This window comes from Pseudidiomarina homiensis, assembly GCF_003987225.1.
Taxonomy (GTDB): domain Bacteria; phylum Pseudomonadota; class Gammaproteobacteria; order Enterobacterales; family Alteromonadaceae; genus Pseudidiomarina; species Pseudidiomarina homiensis.
The window spans coordinates 388,135-408,480 of the sequence record NZ_PIPX01000002.1; the positions used below are offsets into that span (position 1 = coordinate 388,135).

Annotated in this window: 21 protein-coding genes; 8 read left to right on the forward strand and 13 right to left on the reverse strand. The window is 50.3% G+C overall.

What is annotated here, in order from left to right; all coding sequences use genetic code 11:
* The first annotated feature begins 45 nt into the window (after window positions 1–45).
* On the forward strand, window positions 46–411 hold the full coding sequence (locus tag CWI70_RS10880; protein WP_126773640.1) for a MaoP family protein: 366 nt from the start codon (window positions 46–48) through the stop codon (window positions 409–411).
* A 48-nt stretch (window positions 412–459) separates the two neighbouring features.
* On the opposite strand, the gene purD is transcribed toward CWI70_RS10880, so the two are convergent.
* From purD to cutA, 11 genes are all read right to left on the reverse strand, one after another.
* Complete coding sequence (gene purD, locus CWI70_RS10885; protein WP_126773642.1) at window positions 460–1,749, reverse strand: phosphoribosylamine--glycine ligase; 1,290 nt, start codon at window positions 1,747–1,749, stop codon at window positions 460–462.
* Window positions 1,750–1,773: 24 nt separating this feature from the next.
* The gene (locus tag CWI70_RS10890) at window positions 1,774–2,622 is read right to left on the reverse strand and encodes a class I SAM-dependent methyltransferase (RefSeq protein ID WP_126773644.1); all 849 of its coding nucleotides are present in this window, start codon (window positions 2,620–2,622) and stop codon (window positions 1,774–1,776) included.
* Between the two features lie 79 nt (window positions 2,623–2,701).
* Window positions 2,702–4,273 (reverse strand): bifunctional phosphoribosylaminoimidazolecarboxamide formyltransferase/IMP cyclohydrolase, encoded by a 1,572-nt coding sequence (purH, locus tag CWI70_RS10895; RefSeq protein ID WP_126773646.1) that lies wholly within the window; start codon window positions 4,271–4,273, stop codon window positions 2,702–2,704.
* Window positions 4,274–4,350: 77 nt separating this feature from the next.
* Window positions 4,351–4,644: a DNA-binding transcriptional regulator Fis gene (fis, locus tag CWI70_RS10900; protein WP_126773648.1), complete on the reverse strand. Its 294-nt coding sequence runs from the start codon at window positions 4,642–4,644 to the stop codon at window positions 4,351–4,353.
* Window positions 4,645–4,663: 19 nt separating this feature from the next.
* Window positions 4,664–5,629 (reverse strand): tRNA dihydrouridine synthase DusB, encoded by a 966-nt coding sequence (gene dusB / locus CWI70_RS10905; protein WP_126773650.1) that lies wholly within the window; start codon window positions 5,627–5,629, stop codon window positions 4,664–4,666.
* Between the two features lie 124 nt (window positions 5,630–5,753).
* Window positions 5,754–6,635, reverse strand: coding sequence for a 50S ribosomal protein L11 methyltransferase (gene prmA / locus CWI70_RS10910; RefSeq protein ID WP_126773652.1), 882 nt, complete (start codon window positions 6,633–6,635; stop codon window positions 5,754–5,756).
* 5 nt (window positions 6,636–6,640) lie between these two features.
* Complete coding sequence (gene accC, locus CWI70_RS10915) at window positions 6,641–7,990, reverse strand: acetyl-CoA carboxylase biotin carboxylase subunit (protein ID WP_126773654.1); 1,350 nt, start codon at window positions 7,988–7,990, stop codon at window positions 6,641–6,643.
* 23 nt (window positions 7,991–8,013) lie between these two features.
* A complete protein-coding gene (accB, locus tag CWI70_RS10920) occupies window positions 8,014–8,472 on the reverse strand; it encodes an acetyl-CoA carboxylase biotin carboxyl carrier protein (protein ID WP_126773656.1) in 459 nt (152 codons plus the stop codon).
* A 27-nt stretch (window positions 8,473–8,499) separates the two neighbouring features.
* Window positions 8,500–8,973: a type II 3-dehydroquinate dehydratase gene (gene aroQ / locus CWI70_RS10925; protein ID WP_126773658.1), complete on the reverse strand. Its 474-nt coding sequence runs from the start codon at window positions 8,971–8,973 to the stop codon at window positions 8,500–8,502.
* Between the two features lie 143 nt (window positions 8,974–9,116).
* Window positions 9,117–10,895, reverse strand: a complete 1,779-nt coding sequence (locus CWI70_RS10930; protein ID WP_126773660.1) for a protein-disulfide reductase DsbD — start codon at window positions 10,893–10,895, stop codon at window positions 9,117–9,119.
* Window positions 10,895–11,215 carry a divalent-cation tolerance protein CutA gene (cutA, locus tag CWI70_RS10935; protein WP_126773662.1) on the reverse strand — a complete coding sequence of 107 codons (321 nt, stop codon included), beginning with the start codon at window positions 11,213–11,215 and terminating at the stop codon, window positions 10,895–10,897. Before cutA ends, CWI70_RS10930 begins: the two co-directional genes overlap by 1 nt.
* 145 nt (window positions 11,216–11,360) lie before the next feature.
* Here cutA and CWI70_RS10940 point away from each other — a divergent pair, with 145 nt between their 5' ends.
* From CWI70_RS10940 to CWI70_RS10950, 3 genes are all read left to right on the forward strand, one after another.
* Window positions 11,361–11,654: a co-chaperone GroES gene (locus tag CWI70_RS10940; protein WP_126773664.1), complete on the forward strand. Its 294-nt coding sequence runs from the start codon at window positions 11,361–11,363 to the stop codon at window positions 11,652–11,654.
* Between the two features lie 37 nt (window positions 11,655–11,691).
* Window positions 11,692–13,326 carry a chaperonin GroEL gene (groL, locus tag CWI70_RS10945; RefSeq protein WP_126773665.1) on the forward strand — a complete coding sequence of 545 codons (1,635 nt, stop codon included), beginning with the start codon at window positions 11,692–11,694 and terminating at the stop codon, window positions 13,324–13,326.
* 118 nt (window positions 13,327–13,444) lie between these two features.
* Window positions 13,445–13,963, forward strand: a complete 519-nt coding sequence (locus CWI70_RS10950; protein WP_157980898.1) for a DUF3016 domain-containing protein — start codon at window positions 13,445–13,447, stop codon at window positions 13,961–13,963.
* 4 nt (window positions 13,964–13,967) lie between these two features.
* Here the strand turns inward: CWI70_RS10950 and epmB are convergent, their stop codons facing one another.
* Window positions 13,968–14,981 (reverse strand): EF-P beta-lysylation protein EpmB, encoded by a 1,014-nt coding sequence (gene epmB / locus CWI70_RS10955; protein WP_126773669.1) that lies wholly within the window; start codon window positions 14,979–14,981, stop codon window positions 13,968–13,970.
* Window positions 14,982–15,119: 138 nt separating this feature from the next.
* Between epmB and efp the strand changes: the two genes are divergently transcribed.
* The 3 genes from efp (at window position 15,120) to CWI70_RS10970 (ending at window position 17,129) form a co-directional block, all read left to right on the forward strand.
* The gene (gene efp / locus CWI70_RS10960) at window positions 15,120–15,689 is read left to right on the forward strand and encodes an elongation factor P (RefSeq protein ID WP_126773671.1); all 570 of its coding nucleotides are present in this window, start codon (window positions 15,120–15,122) and stop codon (window positions 15,687–15,689) included.
* Between the two features lie 13 nt (window positions 15,690–15,702).
* Window positions 15,703–16,668 (forward strand): EF-P lysine aminoacylase EpmA, encoded by a 966-nt coding sequence (gene epmA, locus CWI70_RS10965; RefSeq protein WP_126773673.1) that lies wholly within the window; start codon window positions 15,703–15,705, stop codon window positions 16,666–16,668.
* Between the two features lie 71 nt (window positions 16,669–16,739).
* Window positions 16,740–17,129, forward strand: coding sequence for a MerC domain-containing protein (locus CWI70_RS10970; RefSeq protein WP_126773675.1), 390 nt, complete (start codon window positions 16,740–16,742; stop codon window positions 17,127–17,129).
* Here the strand turns inward: CWI70_RS10970 and trmA are convergent.
* Entirely contained in the window at window positions 17,126–18,229 is a 1,104-nt protein-coding gene (trmA, locus tag CWI70_RS10975; RefSeq protein ID WP_126773677.1) for a tRNA (uridine(54)-C5)-methyltransferase TrmA, read from the reverse strand. The two genes, CWI70_RS10970 and trmA, sit on opposite strands and share 4 nt — an antisense overlap.
* Before the next feature lie 211 nt (window positions 18,230–18,440).
* Between trmA and CWI70_RS10980 the strand changes: the two genes are divergently transcribed.
* Window positions 18,441–20,045 (forward strand): S8 family serine peptidase, encoded by a 1,605-nt coding sequence (locus tag CWI70_RS10980; protein ID WP_126773679.1) that lies wholly within the window; start codon window positions 18,441–18,443, stop codon window positions 20,043–20,045.
* Window positions 20,046–20,346: the final 301 nt, after the last annotated feature.

The following is a 20,346-nucleotide window of genomic DNA, read 5'->3' on the forward strand; positions in this document are numbered from 1 at the left end:
GCGAACGATTTTCCCTGTAGTTGTTGGTCTGGAGGAAGGCACACAATGGCAACGATCAACCGTGATTTCATCACTAAGAAGCCGTATAACGACTTCAAAAACTATCCTTACGGGTTTGCCCGTTCAGGCGATTTTTCTATTCGCGAAGCTGAATTGCTGAGTCAGCATGGAAGTTTGATTGCGGCGCTGATGAACGGTGAAGTCGAACCGATGTCAGCCGAAGAGCAGTCATTGTTAGCTGTCGCGCGTGGTGAAAAAGCTGCAGAGACGCCCGTTGAAAAGGCTTGGTCAAAATATCAGGTGCGTATTAACCGACCTAAGGTTGGTAGTATGTATGGTCGCAGCCGCTATACTGATGATGCTTTTGAGCTCTCAGGCGCGGATGACGATGACCTTGTTGTTGAAGACTAACTAAAAAAACCGCGCTGGCCTCGATAAAAGGTAGCGCGGTTTTCTCACTTAAGCGCCTTCGCGACGAATGGCGCGGTGCGCAATATCGGTTCGATAATACACGTCATCCCAGTTAACTTTGCCGACGCCTGCATAGGCTTTTTGCTGCGCTAAGCTTACCGAGTCAGCAATTGCCGTAACACACAACACGCGCCCACCAGCGGTGACAATGTCGCCATTTTCTAAGCGTTTAGTTCCGGCGTGGAAAACTTTGGTATCACTCGTGTCGGCGTCCTGCAAGCCGCTGATCACCTTACCTTTCGCATAGCTCTCAGGGTAGCCGCCTGCTGCCATCACTACACCGACAGTAGCACGCGGATCGAAATCAATAACTTGCTCAGCGAGCTTACCTTCACAAGCGGCCAAGCACAGCTCCACTAGATCGGATTGCAAACGCATCATGATTGGTTGAGTTTCTGGGTCACCGAAGCGGCAGTTGTACTCGAGAACCTTAGCGGTACCGTCGGGGGCAATCATCAAGCCAGCGTAGAGGAAACCTGTGTATGGATGACCTTCAGCGGCCATTCCTTGCACGGTCGGCTCAATCACATGGTCCATCACCCAGTTATGTACGTCAGGCGTCACCACCGGTGCAGGAGAATAGGCCCCCATCCCACCAGTGTTCGGTCCTTTATCGCCGTTGTCACGTGCTTTGTGGTCCTGGCTGCTCGCAAAAGCCAATGCTGTTTTACCATCGACCATAACGATAAAGCTCGCCTCTTCGCCGACCAAGAACTCTTCGATGACGACGCGGCTGCCGGCGTCACCAAAACGGTTGCCCGCGAGCATGTCGTCAATTGCGGCGAAGGCTTGTGCTTCAGTTTCGGCAATAATCACGCCTTTACCTGCCGCGAGGCCGTCGGCTTTGATGACGATGGGTGTCCCTTGCGTACGCACGTAATCCTTGGCCGCCGCAACGTCAGTGAAAGTGCCATAAGCTGCGGTTGGAATGTTGTGGCGCGCCAAAAAATCCTTGCTGAAAGCTTTTGAACCTTCCAGCTGTGCGGCGCCCTGAGTCGGACCAAAGATATTCAGGCCCGCTGCGGTAAAGGTGTCGACCACACCTGCAACAAGTGGCGCTTCAGGACCAACGATGGTGAGACCCACGGCATGTTCTTGCGCAAACTGGAGTAAGCCTTGGATATCATCAGTAGCAATCGCCACATTTTCGAGTTTTAATTCAGTTGCAGTGCCGGCATTACCGGGTGCGACAAAGACAGTTTCAACCTGCGGCGATTGCGCCGCTTTCCATGCTAGCGCATGCTCACGGCCACCGCCGCCAATCACAAGTACATTCATGTCGTATCGACTCTCTTGTTTTGCTTATGAGGAAGATTCAGGTTTCTTAAATTTCAATGTAAAGCGGTCACTTTCGCCGATCCCTTGATAGCGTTCACGGTCTTGCTCACCTAATCCCAAGGTAGGTGGTAAGGTCCACACGCCACGTGGGTGGTCGGCGTTATCATCAGGGTTTGCGTTAATATCACTGGCTTTCACTAACTCAAAGCCAGCAGCTTCGGCCGCGCGTACAGCTAAGCTTTGTTTCATGTAGCCGGAGCTGTCCATATGCGTATTAGGGCGGCTTTCAGGTAAACGGTGATCGACAACACCTAAAATGCCGCCCGGCTTCAAAGCCTTATAAAACGTTGCGAATGCAGCTTCGACACCGTCTTCGCCGGCGTTCATGTACCAATTATGTAAATTACGGAAGGTCAACACGCGGTCAGCCGAACCTGCTGGGGCTATCTCGCTGTTTTCGAGCGGTGCAAACTCGGTTACCACGATAGCGCTAAAAGCAGGATCTTTAGCAACTCTCTCGTTAAAAGCCTGCCGCGAATTAACGTAATACTCACGGGTTTCTGATTGCGGAAAGTGCGCCGCATAAAGTTTGCCCTGATCCTTGAGATACGGCGCAAGGATTTCGGTGTACCAGCCACCGCCGGGCCAAATTTCGACGACGGTCATATCGGGTTCGACTTCGAAGAAGGTCAGTGTCTCGATGGGATGGCGATGCCGATCGCGACTCAGGTTGTCAGCCGAACGTGCTGGGTTGTTATTGACCGCTTGCTCTAGGCTCATCGCACTCGTGTCCGCTGAGTCAGTGCTCTCAGAACAAGCGGCAAGCAGGCTGACGCTCGCCGCTAAGGTTATCATTGCTAAGAAGTTTTTCATGGTTACTTCCTTATGTTGCTGCTATCGACGGATAGGTTAGGTTTAATCCTAGACGGCGTAGCGCAGAACGGCAATGTTATTAATGTCGGAAGTGGCGCATACCGGTGAAGACCATGGCAATGCCGTGCTCGTCTGCCGCGGCAATGATTTCGTCATCACGAATTGAACCACCAGGCTGAATAATCGCTTTAATACCCGCTGCTGCTGCCGCATCAATACCGTCACGGAACGGGAAGAACGCATCGGAGGCCATCACGCTACCGGCAACTTCAAGGTTTTCATCAGCTGCTTTGATGCCGGCGATTTTGGCGCTGTAGACACGACTCATTTGGCCAGCACCAACACCAATGGTCATCCCTTCTTTGGCATAGACAATTGCGTTGGACTTCACAAATTTCGCGACTTTCCAGCAGAACAGTAAGTCTTTGAGTTGGTCAGCGGTCGGCTGCGCCTTGCTTACCACTTTTAAGTCTTGTTCGGTGATCTCGCCAAGGTCGGCGTCTTGTACTAACAAACCACCATTGACGCGTTTATAGTCATAACTTGCCGCTCGCTGTTCTGGCCACTGGCCGCATGACATCAGTCGAACATTTGCTTTAGCCGCTACGACCTGTTGCGCGTCAGCGCTCACACTAGGAGCAATAATGACCTCAACGAATTGACGGTCGATAATGGCTTTCGCTGTTGCTTCGTCAAGTTCGCGGTTAAAGGCGATGATGCCGCCAAAGGCTGACGTTGGATCAGTCTTAAAAGCGCGATCATAGGCGCTCATAATGCTCTCGCCGATAGCCACGCCACAAGGGTTGGCATGCTTGACGATAACGCACGCAGGTTCGGCAAAGGATTTCACACACTCAAGTGCCGCATCGGTATCAGCGATGTTATTAAACGATAATGCTTTACCCTGCAATTGTTGGGCGGTTGCTACTGAAGCCTCGTGTGGCTCTGCTTCAACATAAAAAGCCGCCTGCTGATGGCTGTTTTCGCCATAGCGCAAATCTTGCTTCTTCTCGAATTGGGTATTGAACGTGCGCGGAAATTGACTTTCTTGTTGCGGCAAACGCGCACCGAAGTAGTTGGCAATCATGCCGTCGTACTGCGCTGTGTGCTCGAAGGCGCGAATAGCAAGATCAAAACGGGTGTCGAAGGTAAGGCTGTTATTGTTAGCGTCCATTTCGGTAATCACCCGCTCATAATCGCGCGCGTTGACCACAATGGTGACATCTTGATGGTTTTTCGCGGCAGCACGAACCATCGTTGGGCCGCCAATATCGATGTTTTCGACCGCATCTGCGTGTGAACAATTTGGATCTGCAACAGTTTTTGCAAATGGGTAGAGGTTCACCACGACCATATCAATAGGCGCGATGTTCTGTTCCGCCATTACTGCGTCGTCGGTGCCGCGACGCGCTAAAATGCCGCCGTGGATTTTCGGGTGCAACGTTTTAACCCGACCGTTCATGATTTCTTCTTGACCGGTGTGTTCGGAAACATCGGTAACAGGGATATTGTTGTCACGTAGCAGACGCGCTGTCCCACCTGTGGATAGGAGTTGCACGCCACGTTGTTGCAAGGCTTGTGCAAATTCAATAATGCCAGTTTTGTCCGATACACTTAAGAGCGCACGTTGAATAGGTCGAAAATCCATCATGGTCACCGTTAAATTTCAATAAACTACTGTTCTTAAAACAAAAAAGAGCACACAAGGCGCTCTTTTTCAGGGGGCAATTAATTCATGCCGTACTTTTTCAATTTCTTACGCAACGTGCCGCGGTTGATGCCCAGCATGGTCGCTGCACGGGTTTGATTACCGCGCGTATAGGTCATGACCTCTTCCAGCAACGGCGCTTCGACTTCAGCGAGAACCAACTCGTACAACTCTTCAGGATCTTGACCGTCAAGTTGCTTCAGGAATGAGTTTAATGCTTGCTTCACTGAATCGCGCAGCGGTTTTGGCTGGGCGTTATTACCAATCGTCGTGAATGGTGAAACTTGGTCACGATTTGCGTTTTGATCAAACATAGGTGCGCTCTATCTCTTCTTAGTTTACTGAGTTAAAAAACGTCGCCAGTGCATCGATTTGCTCGGCGGCATCCTCGATAGTCACAAATTGGCGGCGAAATTCTGCCGCAGGCTGTTGCTCTTGCAAGTACCAACCCACATGTTTTCGGGCAATCCGTACACCGGTAAAGTCACCGTAATGTTCATGCAAACGTTTTACATGCCGCATGACCACGTCAGTCACTTCACTTATGCTCGGCTTTGCCAACTGTTCGCCGGTTGCCAAGTAATGCGCAATTTCGCGAAACAGCCATGGATTACCTTGGGCGCCGCGACCGATCATAATGGCATCGGCACCGGTATAAGCTAAAACCTCACGAGCTTTAGCTGGAGTTCTGATGTCGCCATTAGCAACAACTGGAATCGTCACCGCCTGTTTTATGGCTCGAATGGTGTCGTATTCCGCTTCTCCTTTATACATACAAGCACGCGTGCGTCCGTGTACCGCTAGGGACTGAATACCAGCTTGTTCGGCAAGCTGAGCAATAGCAACGCCATTACGATTGTCAGGATCCCAGCCTGTACGTATCTTCAAGGTGACGGGAACATCTACTGCGTTGACGACCGCATGCAAGATGTCTTGCACTAAGTCGGGGTATTGCAGCAATGCTGAGCCCGCCATCTTTTTATTCACCTTTTTTGCTGGGCAGCCCATGTTGATGTCAATGATCTGCGCGCCATTCGCCACATTATGCTGTGCCGCTTGCGCCATCAACTCAGGTTCGCACCCAGCGATTTGAACAGCCTTTATACCGGGCTCGTTAGCATGGCCCATGCGCATTTGCGACTTTTGGGTTTGCCATACGCGTGGATTACTCGACAGCATCTCAGAGACAGTTAATCCTGCACCAAGCTCATTGCACAGCTGGCGAAAAGGGAGATCAGTGACACCCGCCATGGGTGCTAAGATCACTGGATTGTCGAGGAGATAAGGTCCGATCCGCATCGGTTAAAAACTGTTCAACTCAAGGGTCGGAAATTTTAGGGAATTTAGCGCAGAAAGAAAAGGCTGTATTTTGTACAAAAGCAGCCTTTTTTGCACTTTTTACTCTTGACAATTTAATGACAAGCTACTGTTTACGCGTTGCGTGGAGCATTACCCAGTCATCTTGTACGGTAGCGGGGTCAAATGTGAAATCAGCGTTATAAGCACTTTGCACGGCTTCAATTTGCCGTTCAAGGATGCCAGACATCACTAAATCGCCCTGCGGACCGACATAACCTTTGATGACGGCAGCGAGTTCTTGCAACGGTCCAGCCAAGACGTTGGCCAAAACAATATCGGCCGCCATGGTCGGTTGCTCACTCGGCAAATAAACCTCCAAGCGTTCCGCCACGCTGTTCCGCTCAGCATTTTCGCGACTGGCGATTAATGCTTGACGATCAATATCGATACCGATCGCGCGCTCGGCCCCCAATAACAATGCTGCAATCGCCAAAATACCTGAACCACAGCCAAAATCGACGACGGTTTTGCCGCTCAAGTCTTGGCTGTCTAACCATTGCAAGCAAAGGGCCGTGGTTGGGTGAGTACCAGTACCAAAGGCCATGCCTGGGTCGAGTAGGATATTGACCGCATTGGGATCAGGAATATCCCGCCAGCTGGGGCACACCCACAAACGCTGACCAAACTGAATCGGATGAAAGTTATCCATCCACTCACGTTCCCAGTCTTTGTCTTCGAGCGGGTCGGTTTTATAGTTTAGGCCATCTTTGAAGTACTTTGACTTACGCAGGTTTGCGAGCACCGGCTTAAGATCTGTCTCTGCGGGAAAGAGACCCGTCACCAGCGTTTCTTGCCAATAGAGTACTTCACCGAGGGGCGGCTCAAAAATCGGATTGTCTTGCGCATCGCGGTAGGTCACCGCCATAGCGCCGTTGCCCTGCAACATGTCACCAACCAGCGGTGCATGTTGCTCAGGCGCAGATACCGTAAGCTGAATCCATGGCATGGGGGTTAATGACCACCCATGCCAAGTTTTTTCTCGAGATAGTGGATGTTCGTGCCACCATGCTGGAAGTTTTCATCAGCCATAATGTCTTTCTGTAATGGTACGTTGGTTTTGATACCTTCAATGATAAGCTCACTCAAAGCATTGCGCATGCGCGCAATTGCCACATCACGGTTTTCGCCGTAGGTGATGAGTTTACCAATCATCGAGTCATAGTTCGGCGGCACTTTGTAGTCCGCGTAGACGTGTGAATCCCAACGTACACCCAAGCCACCCGGCGGATGGAAGCGGGTGATTAATCCCGGCGAAGGTACGAAGGTATTTGGATCTTCGGCATTGATACGGCATTCCACCGCATGGCCTCGAATCACGACGTCTTCTTGTGAGAATGACAGCGGACGACCGGCAGCGATGCGTAACTGCTCTTTGATCAAATCAATGCCGGTAACCATTTCGGTAACAGGGTGTTCTACCTGAATACGGGTGTTCATTTCGATAAAGTAGAACTCGCCGTTCTCATAGAGAAACTCGAAGGTACCCGCGCCGCGGTAACCAATTTCCAAGCAGGCTTTGGCACAACGTTCGCCGATGTACTTGCGCATTTCTGCAGTAATTCCAGGGGCAGGCGCTTCTTCCACGACTTTTTGGTGACGACGTTGCATCGAGCAGTCCCGTTCACCAAGGTAAACAGCGTTGCCTTGACCATCGGCGAGTACTTGGATCTCAATGTGGCGTGGATTCTCGAGGAATTTCTCCATGTACACCATTGAGTTACCAAATGCCGCACCAGCTTCTGCTTGCGTGGTACTTATGGCGCGAATGAGTTCTTCTTCTTTGCGTACAACGCGCATACCACGACCGCCACCACCACCGGCAGCTTTGACGATCACTGGGTAGCCAATGCGTTTAGCGATTTTTAAGTTCTTTTCTTCATCGTCGCCAAGTGGGCCACCAGAGCCCGGTACACATGGGACTCCAGCTTTTTTCATGGCTTCAATGGCCGAAACCTTGTCGCCCATTAAGCGGATCACGTCGGCGGTCGGACCGACGAAAATAAAGCCGGAATTCTCTACCTGCTCAGCAAAGTCGGCGTTCTCGGCGAGAAAACCGTAGCCAGGGTGAATTGCAGCAGCATCAGTGATTTCCGCAGCACTGATAATACGCGGAATGTTCAAGTAGCTTTCGTTGGCCGGTGCTTTACCGATACAAATCGATTCATCCGCCAACAGCACGTGTTTGAGATTACGGTCAACCGTCGAGTGCACCGCAACCGTCTTGATTCCGAGCTCTTTGCAGGCGCGTAAAACACGCAATGCAATTTCGCCTCGGTTTGCAATGACAACCTTATCTAACATGATGATGTCCTGATTTGTGGTGTTTACTCGATCACGAATAACGGCTGGTCGAACTCAACAGGCTCGCCATTCTCAACGAGGATTTGTTTCACCACGCCGCCTTTGTCCGCTTCGATTTGGTTCATCATCTTCATGGCTTCAACGATACACAGGGTATCGCCAGCTTTGACTTGCTGCCCAACGCTAACGAAATCGTTCGCGCCAGGAGCTGGAGCGGCATAGAAAGTACCGACCATTGGCGAACGGACAATATGACCGGTCAATTCAGGTTCTGCGGCTTCCACTGGAGCTGCTGGAGCGGCAGGCGCTGGAGCAGGTGCTGCAGGGGCGTGCATTGGCGCTGGTTGATAGTGCATTGGTGCGGCCATTTGGCTGCCACCACGGTGGATACGAACCGATTCTTCACCTTCGGTGATTTCAAGTTCAGCGATACCTGATTCTTCGACCAGTTCAATTAATTTTTTGATTTTACGAATATCCATGATCTGTTGTGACCCCGTAGATAATAGTTAGGTGTTATCGCGTTGCTGTAAATTTGAGACTGCAGCTTGCAGAGCTAGTTCATAACCCTGTGCGCCACAACCGCAAATCACCCCAACGGCTAATTCGGCTAAATAAGAATGGCGGCGAAAAGCTTCGCGCGCATGAATATTGGACAAGTGTACTTCGATAAACGGAATTGCAACGGCAGCAAAGGCATCGCGCAAGGCGATACTCGTGTGTGTGTAGGCCGCCGGATTAATAATGATAAAATCTACTTTGCTGGACGCTGCCTCGTGGACCCAATCAATGAGTTCGTGTTCGGCGTTCGATTGTCGGCAGTCGAGGGTCACACCAAGGGCTTCGGCCTTGTGGCGTAACTCGCTTTCGATGTGCGCGAGGGTGGCGGAGCCGTAGATCTCTGGCTCGCGTTGCCCCAACCTATTTAAGTTGGGGCCGTTCAACAACATGATTCTGTAGTTATGTTGATTATTTTCGGCCATTTTGCTGCTATCTGTTGCGAAGTTATCCGTAAGTTGCTTTTTGTGCGAAGCTTTCAAAGTTGCACAGCAAATTACACTGGTAACTTGGCATTATAGATAAAAATGACCGAAACGCAGCAAAATACTGGTCTTATCACCGAAGATCACTGCAAATTTTGTGTTGCCTCAACTTCTTCAAGGTGCTTTACAAAGGCCTCGGCGTCGAGAAACCCTGCCACACGAGCATTCGGCACTAATTTACCATCATAGAAAAACAAAATGGTTGGTAGTCCAACAACTTGGTAGTTTTGCAGTAGTGCGTTAGTGGTCGGGGTGTTTTTCGTCACATCAGCTTGCAAAACGATAGCATCGGCCAGCGCAGTTTGTACTTGCGCATCGGTAAAGGTATAGCGTTCAAATTCTTTACAGGCGACGCACCAATCCGCATAAAGGTCGAGCATCACCAATTGCGTGGGTTCTGCCGAAGCGAGTTGTGCTTCTATTTCGGTCACCGATGAAACCTGTTTAAAGGGCAGCTCGCCGTGGTTGCCTTGCGGCCACCACAAAAACAACAGCCAAGTCGCCAAGGCTAACCATGCCGCGCTGATGACAACTGCTACGCCACTTTCAATATCTCGTAACGAAGTGATAATCAGGTACAAAGCGCTGAGTGAGATAAATGCTATCCACAGCCAGTCCGCAACCGCAACAGGCAACAAGCGTTCAATAAAGATGACCGCAACAGCCAGCAGCACCACGCCAAAGATTCGTTTAACCACGTTCATCCAAGCGCCGGCCTTAGGCAACAATTTACCACCGGTGGTACCAAATAAAATAAGTGGTAATCCCATGCCTAAGCTCAAGGCGTAAAGCACACTCGCACCGACCGCAATATCGCCTGATTGCGCGATAAACAACAACACGCCTGACAAGGGTGCTGTGGTACACGGCGAAGCAATTAAACCAGACAACACGCCCATGACGAAAACACTACGGTGGGCACCGCCGCGCTGTTGTTGACTTACTTCATTCAAATAATTTTGCCACTTGCTCGGTAATTGCAGGTTATAGAGTCCGAGCATACTCAGTGCTAACAACACAAAGAGCGCCGCCAGTACGATCAACACAACAGGGTGTTGCAGCATCGCTTGATAACGCAGACCCGCAAGAGCTACAACAATACCAAGCGCAGAGTAGGTGATGGCCATGCCTTGGACATAAGCAAACGACAGCGTGAAGGCGCGCGTGGTTTTAAGAGCCTTGTTGGGGCCCATGATTACCGTTGAAAGAATCGGATACATGGGCAGCACACAAGGGGTAAAGGCGAGACCGATACCGGCGACAAAGAACACCAGCAGTACCCAAACCAGGGGCTGCTCAGTTAAGTCGCTAAATAAACTGTTGGCAGTAAATTGCTGACTGTTGGCGGCGATTTGCTCGAAATCCACCGCTGCTGGGACGGGTTCAACACCGGTCGCGGCTGAATCAGTAACTGCGCCTAACGGAATTTCTTTGGTACTTGGCGGATAACATAAGCCAGCGTCGGCACAGCCTTGATAACCTAAGGTGAAGTTGCTGGCCGCGATGTTCGCCAAGGTAAGTTTTAGCGTCACTTGATCGCGATAGATGATGGACTCGCCAAAAAATTCGTCGTAATGAGCTTCGCCTTCTGGCAACTGCGGCTGGGCCGCTAAGGGAATGGCTGGGTCAAATTGAAAGCGATGCTGATACAGGTAATAGCCTTCGGCAATCTCGAAGGTGAGCTCAAGCTCTTTACCTTGTTGGCGAAAATCAAATTGGAAGGCCTGGTCAACGGGTAAAAACTGATTTTGTGCAAAGGGGTCGTCGTTGCCTGCGTTAAAGTCTTGCGCATGCGCTGCGCCGTTAAAGACGACTAGAAACAGCGTCAAAAAAGCCGCTACAAACCACTGGCGGTACTGCATTAAGATGTTACCTCTGTTAACCACTGCAAATAAGCTTCACTGCCGGCTTCAATGGGTACGGCAATAAGTTCGGCCACATCATAAGGGTGTGCGGCCTGCACCATTTCAAACAGTGCCGGTAACTGTTCCGACGTTGTTTTGATATTCAAAATGACTTCTTCGTCACTATGTAAGTGATCGTCCCACCAATACATCGACGTAGAAGCAGCGCCAATGTTAACACAGGCGGCAAGGCGCGCACGCAGAACCTTTTCGGCGATGGCCTTCGCGGTATTCTTGTCTGGACAGCTGCAAAACACTAAATGATAGCTAGCGCTCATGGTGAGTCCTTAAATTTTTTTTTCGAAAAGCCTTGAGTTCAGGATTTTGCACCCCATAACTGTGGCACAACATTTTTTAACAGCCCTTGTGGGTAATCACAAGGGTAAGTTATCAACCCACAACTAGGTTTAGGAGTTATCAAAGATGAAACTTCGTCCTTTACATGATCGTGTGATCATTAAGCGTTCTGAAGCAGAAACCAAATCTGCAGGCGGTATCGTGCTTACTGGCTCGGCAGCAGAAAAGTCGACCCGTGGCGAAATCGTTGCAGTCGGTAACGGCCGTATCTTGGACAACGGTGAAGTAAAAGCCCTTGACGTCAAAGTTGGCGACAAAGTGTTGTTCAGCGAAGGTTACGGCGTAAAAACCGAGAAAATCGACGGTGAAGAATACTTGATCATGAGCGAGTCAGACATTCTCGCGATCGTTGAAGGTTAATTTCAGCTAGAAACAGATTCGAAAGAGGAATACGAACATGGCAGCTAAAGAAGTCAAATTTGGTAACAATGCTCGTCAGCGCATGCTCAAAGGCGTGAACGTACTGGCTGATGCAGTAAAAGTAACCTTGGGCCCGAAAGGCCGCAACGTTGTTTTGGAAAAATCATTCGGCGCACCTGTGATCACCAAAGATGGTGTTTCAGTAGCGAAAGAGATCGAACTGGAAGACAAGTTCGAAAACATGGGCGCACAAATGGTCAAAGAAGTTGCGTCAAAAGCGAATGATGAAGCGGGTGACGGCACGACCACTGCTACTGTGCTGGCGCAATCGATCGTCAACGAAGGCTTGAAAGCTGTTGCGGCGGGTATGAACCCGATGGACCTGAAGCGCGGTATCGATAAAGCTGTGATTGCAGCAGTTGAAGAATTGAAGAAAATTTCGCAGCCGTGCGACAACAACAAAGCCATCGCCCAGGTCGGTACGATCTCTGCGAACTCTGACAGCACCATCGGTGAAATCATCGCTAAAGCCATGGAAAAAGTAGGCAAAGAAGGCGTGATCACTGTTGAAGAAGGTCAAGCATTGCAAGACGAGCTTGACGTTGTTGAAGGTATGCAGTTTGACCGTGGTTACTTGTCGCCATACTTCATCAACAATCAAGAAAACGGCACTGTCGAGCTCGATAGCCCGTACATCTTGTTGGTTGACAAGAAGATTTCAAACATCCGTGAGTTGCTACCAACTCTTGAAGGCGTAGCGAAGTCTGGCAAGCCACTATTGATCATCGCTGAAGACGTTGAAGGCGAAGCCTTAGCGACCTTGGTTGTGAACAACATGCGTGGCATCGTTAAAGTTGCCGCTGTTAAAGCGCCTGGCTTCGGTGACCGTCGCAAAGCTATGTTGCAAGACATCGCTGTGTTGACTGGTGGTACCGTGATTTCTGAAGAAATCGGTATGGAGCTGGAAAAAGCTCAGTTGGAAGACCTTGGTACTGCGAAGCGCGTAGTGATCAACAAAGACAACACTACTGTGGTCGACGGCAACGGTGACCAAGCGGCAATCGAAGGCCGCGTGACGCAAATTCGTCAGCAGATCGAAGAAACTTCTTCTGACTACGACAAAGAGAAACTGCAAGAGCGTTTGGCTAAATTAGCTGGCGGTGTGGCAGTGATCAAAGTCGGCGCAGCAACTGAAGTTGAAATGAAAGAGAAGAAAGCTCGCGTCGAAGACGCGCTGCACGCAACTCGCGCAGCCGTTGAAGAAGGCGTAGTCCCTGGTGGCGGTGTGGCCCTCGTGCGCGCCGCGAGCAAACTTGGCGACCTACGTGGTGATAACGAAGAGCAAAATGTCGGTATCAAACTTGCGTTGCGCGCGATGGAATCGCCACTGCGTCAAATCGCAACCAACGCTGGCGCCGAAGGCTCAGTTGTTGCGAACAACGTGAAGAACGGCGAAGGCAACTACGGTTACAACGCGGGCAACGACACTTATGGCGACATGCTCGACATGGGTATCTTGGATCCAACCAAAGTAACCCGTTCAGCATTGCAGTTCGCTGCGTCAGTAGCTGCACTGATGATCACCACCGAAGCGATGGTTGCTGAACTTCCAAAGGAAGAAGCACCAGCCCCTGATATGGGTGGCATGGGTGGTATGGGCGGCATGATGTAAGCCCATGTTCGACACTGTCGAGACAAGAAACGGCTGTCCGCAAGGGCGGCCGTTTTTTTATGTCACACTTTTACCTTCGGAGCCATCTTATAGACAAAGCTACCAAAGGAGGTGGATTATGAAAAACATCACTATGTTAACTGTAGCAGTCGCAGCGGCGCTGTTTTCCGCAAATGCTCTGGCTGCAGAAGTTAAAGTTGAATGGAAGGACGTGGATAGCTACCGCGACATCGAGGCAGTGAACGATATTCAGAGCCGTTTTGAAAAACAAATCATGGATGGCTTAACCGAACATTGGAAGGCGCTAGGTGCGAAATTGCCTGAAGACCATAAGTTGACCGTCACGATGACCGACTTAGATATTGCTGGCCGCGTTGAACCAACCTATGGTTCGGCCGCGTCAAGTCACATGCGCATACTTGATGATATTTCCTATCCTGCCATGAGCTTTGCGTTCACCTATACTGATGCTAATGGCAATGTAATTGCCGAGGATGCTGACGTACGTTTGAAAGACATGGGCGGGAATTCAGGCACGATGCGCTCCGCGGTCCGTAGCGGTCGAGACTCACTCTTCTATGAGAAACGTGTGATGGACCGTTGGTTCGACAAGCAATTTAAGGCCTCAATTAACTAACGGCTTAATTAAGCGTTAGTTCGAGCGGAGTTTTGCTGGGCTCACCGGCAACTTCGCGCACTAGCCGCGGCACTAAAAAGCCCGGCAGCAAAGCGCGTAACCGCTCGGCAATTTGTAAAGCTTCGGCGTCAGTCACTGCAAAGTGGCTGGCGCCTTTTACTTTGTCGAGCTGATGTAAGTAATAGGGCATCACTTTTGCGGCAAATAAAGCTTCGCTTAAATCGGCAAGGACTTCGGCACTGTCGTTAACACCGCGCAACAAAACGCTCTGATTGAGCAAGGTAACACCAGCCTGTGCCCAAGGAGCAAGCGCTTCATGCAATTGCGGTGCGACTTCATGCGGATGGTTGGTATGCAGCACGAGCAAGGCCTGCAGTCGACTTGTGCCGAGGCGTTCACCGAGCGCTGGGGTTAGACGTTCAGGCAACACCACGGGCAGGCGCGAATGAATACGCACGCGTTTGAGTTGCGGAATGGCCTCTAGCTCAGCGAGTAGTTGAAATAGCTGCTCATCGGTGGCGAGCAGCGGGTCCCCACCACTGAGTATCACTTCGTTGATGTTTGGATCGGCTTGAATATAAGTAAGCAGTTCTTGCCGTTGTGCGCGGCCAAAATGATGTTCGTTATAAGGGAAGTGTCGACGAAAACAGTAGCGACAATTAATCGCACAGCCGCCGCGCAAAATAACTAAAACACGGGAGCGATATTTGTGTAAGAGACTTGGCGTTGTGTTGTCTTGTTCCGCCAACGGGTCGGTAACGAAACCGGCTTGGTCTAAATATTCATCCTGTGCGGGCATGACCTGCCGTAATAGTGGGTCGGCTATATTTGCGCGCTCCATCAGACTGACAAAGTGGCGCGTGACCATTACCGGAAACAGCTCCCGCGCGCGACCGTGTGTCGCAATCCAATCATCAGGTAAGTCAAGTTGTTGGCCGAGCAGAATGGGGTCACGAATGGCTTTGGCTAACTCTTGTTGCCACGCAGGGCGTATAGAAATGACTTCAGCTTTGGACACAACACACTCGCAAACGGTCAGTTAAGAATCATCGATAAGTCGCTAGTTTACCTGAAAATCATTTTTACCTGAAAATTTCCCGTTAATCGTTTATTATTGCCGCCGAAATCGCTAAACCTGTTTGATGATGAGGACTCTATGGCGAACTACAGCACAAATGAATTCAAGGCTGGTTTGAAGATTATGCAAGATGGCGAGCCTTGCGCCATTGTTGAAAACGAAATGGTTAAGCCGGGTAAGGGCCAAGCCTTTAACCGCGTGAAAATCCGTAAACTAATCAGTGGCAAAGTGGTTGAGAAAACCTTTAAGTCTGGTGACAGTGTAGAAGGTGCCGACGTCATCGACGTTGATTTGGCGTACCTCTACAACGACGGTGAGTTTTGGCACTTCATGAACAATGACACCTTTGAGCAAATTGCCGCCGATGAGAAAGCGGTTGGTGATGCGATCAAATGGTTGGTCGAGCAAGACGTTTGTACTTTGACGCTATGGAACGGTAACCCGATTGCGGTCACCCCACCTAACTTCGTTGAATTAGAAATTACTGAAACCGATCCAGGCTTGAAAGGCGATACGGCTGGTACTGGTGGCAAGCCTGCAACCTTGATCACTGGCGCAGTAGTGCGTGTACCTTTGTTCGTACAAATTGGTGAAGTGATTAAAGTTGATACGCGTACCGGCGAATACGTCTCACGCGTGCAGAAGTAAACACTAACTAGCAATGCAGCGCTCGTTGAACTGGCAGCCTTCGGCAACCCTCGAAACGCTCAAAACGCGCGCTGCATTATTGGCGACTACCCGTGCCTTCTTCGCCGCACGCGATGTGCTCGAAGTTGACACGCCTTTGTTAGCGCAATGCGGTGTCACCGATCCCCACCTCGAAAACCTGCAAACCGAATTATTGAATACAACTTACTATCTGCAAACGTCGCCGGAATACGCCATGAAGCGATTGCTGGCAGCTGGCAGCGGTTGTATCTATCAATTGAGCAAGGTATTCCGCGCCGACGAGCAGAGTCCGCGGCACAATCCAGAATTTACCATGCTTGAGTGGTACCGCGTTGGGTATAGCATGCAGGAACTCATTGCTGAGGTCGGGGCATTACTGCACGCCACGGTGAACGCTCCTCCTTTGCTGCAAATGACTTACCAGCAGCTGTTTCTGGATAGGTTAGGGGTTGATCCGCTTGCTCCTAATGCCTTAGTGCAGTTGCAAACGGAATTGGCACAACGCCCCGAGTTACGTGACTGGGCGAGCGCAGAAAATGATCTAGACACGTTGCTTGAGGGGGCGATGGCGTTGGTGATCGAACCACAACTGCAGCCCGAAGCACCGTTGGTGGTCACGCATTATCCAGCTTCCCAAGCTGCGCTGGCCCAGCTTGACCCAAGTGACCAGCGCGTAGCGTTGCGGTTTGAAGTTTTTTACGGCGGTCTCGAACTAGCCAACGGTTATCAAGAGCTCACCGATGCAGCGCTGCAAGCGCAGCGTTTCGCCGCGGATAATGCTCGCCGTGCGCAGCTTGGTAAAGCGCAACGAAACGGGGATGCACGTCTACTTGCAGCGTTACAGCAAGGTATGCCCGCTTGCTCTGGTGTCGCCTTAGGCTTTGACCGGTTAGCGATGCTCGCGTGCCGCAAACAACACATCGCTGAGATCTTGCCGTTCGCAATTGATCGTGCTTAAAGCTTGCTGAACCGAAGCGTGATGTTATAATATAACAACTTCACCAAGGCGATAGTAAGGTAATCGAGCACATGACACAGCGCTCCTTAGACAAAACAGGTATTTGGGTGACCACCTTGTGTGCGTTGCACTGCTTGTTGCTGCCTGTGATCCTGCCGATGCTATCGTTGATAGGTTTATCGTTCATCGGTGAAGAACTTCTCGAACGCACGATTTTAAGTATTAGCCTGATTGTCGGTTTCGTTGCGCTGCTTATTGGCATGCGCAAGCATTTACGCTTTTATCCGCTAGTGCTGCTGGTTGCCGGTGGTGTGGTTTACTGGCACAAAGATAGCTTAGGTGAGATCGGTGAGCCGGCGATTATTCTACTTGGTGCTAGCCTAATCATTGCAGCGCATTGGGTAAACCTTAAGCTTACCCGCCGCGCCACCACGGTACTGATGCCGAAAGCTACTTCTTAAGCGGTGCGACGCTCGAGTACCACCCCTGCTTCCATATGATGGGTGTATGGAAACTGATCAAATAAAGCGCGTTTGGTGACACGGTGTGTCGTGGCTAATTTTTCAAGATTCGCGACTAACGTTTCTGGATTACACGAAATATAAATAATGCGCGAATACTGCCGCACTAACTCTAAAGTATCATCATCAAGACCAGCTCGCGGTGGATCAACCAACACGGTTTGACAGTTGAAGCTTTCCAGCTCGGCTTCCGCAGCACGGCGCGACTCCTTTTCACCTTGCATCACTGCACTAAAGTCCTCTGCGGACATTCGCACCACGGTAACATTATCGATGCCATTCATCTGGCAGTTGAAGCGCGCTGAGGCAACACTGGTCTTGCTAATTTCCGTGGCAAGTACACGATTAAAGTTACGCGCTAAAGGCAAACTGAAGTTACCGTTACCACAATACAGCTCTAACAGGTCATGATCTGTTGCTGTAGTTGCAGAGAGTGCCCACTCAACCATGTGAATATTTACTGCCGCATTGGGCTGGGTGAAGCTGTTCTCGATTTGCTGAAATTTGTAATCGCGGCCAGCGATGGGTAGTGTTTCGGTTACCCAGTCTTGTTCAAGCGAAATTTTCTGCTTGCGAGATCGGCCGATGAGTTGAATTTCACCAAATTGACTTAACGTCTCACGTAATTGCTCTGCTGCTGTTTGCCACTCGTCATCAAGCGGACGATGGTAGATCAAACTAATCAATGCCTGATGACTTGTTGTGGTTAGAAATTCAACTTGAAAAAGCTTTTGGCGCAATACCGGACGCGATCGAACATAGTCCAGTACAGCGGGCATGAGTTGATTAATCAGCTTACTACCTGCGGGGAAGTCGTCCATACGAATCTTCTCTCGCGTCGCTGGGTCGAACATGATGTAAAACAAGTCGTCGCCTTCGTGCCAAACGCGAAATTCAGCGCGCATTCGGTAATGCTTGGCAGGTGAGGCAAACACAGCGAGCGGCTCTTGGCAAAACGGTGCAAGCATGGCATCTAAACGTGCCTCCTTGTCATCGAGTTGTTCTTGATAGAGTTCGGGTTGTACCGCTAAATGTGTCATGCATGCCTCAAGCTTCATAAATGAGCTGCGAATTGTAATTACTCACCGACAAAAGTCCAGTTTGTCCGTAGTTGCCCTCTTTACAAAATCCTTGCAAACGAACATTGATTAACCAGAGAAAGTATTTCAATATGTTTCTTCGCTCGATGAAAAAACAAAAAAGAGCGACGAACAACAAATTAAGTTAAACAACAATAATAAGGTGACACACATGTCTAAGCACTTTGCCAAGCGTGGCGGCTTTGCCGTCGCAGCTTTAGCGCTCGCTGTTAGCAGTGCGGTAGTTCATGCCGGTAACGATAAGGAACGCGTTATCATCCAATTCAAGCCAGGTAGTCAAGCACAAGTAGAAAAAGCTGTGCAACGCGCTGGTGGTAACAAACACGTCGACCTCAGCAAACTGGACGCGATGGCTGTATCGGTCCCAAGCGCAGCATTAAATGGTCTGCGCAGTAATCCAAATATTGTTTTGGTTGAAGAAGATAGCAAACGTTACCTTTCTAGCTCACAGTATGAGCCAGGCACGCCGTATGGCATCACACAAGTGCAAGCAGATCTCGTCAGTGATGCAGGCGCTGGTGCAGTCAAAGTTTGTATCATCGACTCGGGTTACGATTTAGGTCACCCTGATTTACCTACAAGTGGTGTAACCGGGCGTTTCAATAGTGGTTCAGGTAACTGGTACACCGATGAGAATGGTCATGGTACGCATGTTGCCGGCACGATCGCAGCATTGGCGAACGGCGAAGGTGTAGTGGGTGTATTGCCTAACGGTAACCTGAACCTGCACATCGTGAAGGTTTTCAGCGCTAGTGGTTGGTCATACTCTTCTTCTCTAATCGCTGCAGCAGATGAGTGTGCAACAGAAGGTGCTCAGGTTATTAATATGAGTTTGGGCGGTAGCCGCGCAAACCGTACTGAAGAACGTGGATTTGCCCAACTTAATAGTGCCGGCGTATTAAGCATTGCAGCGGCAGGTAACGACGGTAACACGCGTCACTCTTACCCTGCCTCTTATGACTCAGTCGTTTCGGTTGCGGCTGTGGATAGCAGTGAAACGATTGCTGCATTCTCGCAACAAACCGATCAAGTGGAACTTGCGGGTCCAGGTGTGGCTGTATTGTCTTCGGTACCGCGGGGTACTGGCGAGAAAGTCGCTGTGACTGTGGGTAGCAATGGATATGATGCTAACGCGATGGATGGGTCTGCACGCACCGAAGCGACAGGAAGTTTAGTTGACTGTGGCATTGGTGATTCAGCTTGCGCTGGTGCGAGTGGTGCGGTGTGCTTGATTGAGCGTGGTTCGATTTCATTTACTGAAAAAGTACAGGCTTGCGAAGCCGGCGGCGGAGCTGCGGCAATTGTCTATAACAACGAACCGGGTCCATTGTTAGGTACTTTAGGTGAATACACTGCCTCAATTCCTGCGGTAGGCGTTTCGGATACAGATGGTGCAGCCTTAATGTCGCAGCTTGGCAGTTCAAGCACTGTAAGCGTGGTCGATAGCGATTGGGCGTTCTTCGACGGAACCTCGATGGCTACACCTCACGTTGCTGGCGTTGCAGCATTAGTATGGTCGCAACATACAAGCTGTACCAACGATCAAATTCGTGCGGCATTACAAGCATCGGCCAAAGATCTGGGTGCTGCAGGTCGCGACAATGCTTATGGTCATGGTCTTGTGCAAACCAAAGCAGCTGTTGACTACCTAACGGCGAATGGTTGTGCTGGTGGTGATACTGGCGGTGACACGGGTGGTGACACCGGTGGCAACGGCGGAGGTAAAGGCGGCGGTAAAGGCGGCCCGAAGAAATAAACACCTGAAATAGAGATGTTTTGTTAAAAAGCTCGCCGTGTGCGAGCTTTTTTTATGCGGTTTGTGCAGTAATTCAGCAGTCAGCAAAAAAACACGCAAAAACTTCAAAAAGGCGCTTGACGTGCGCACTTAAATCTCTAAAATGCGCTCCACGCTTGAGGCAGGCAACGAAGTCGCCAAAAGCAGAAGTTTTCAGTCAGAAAAAATTACGCCGAAAGGCTTGACAGAAAACAAGGGCCATGTAGAATACGCGGCCTCGCTCAACGAAGCGAAACGTTCTTTAACAATATATCAAGCCAAG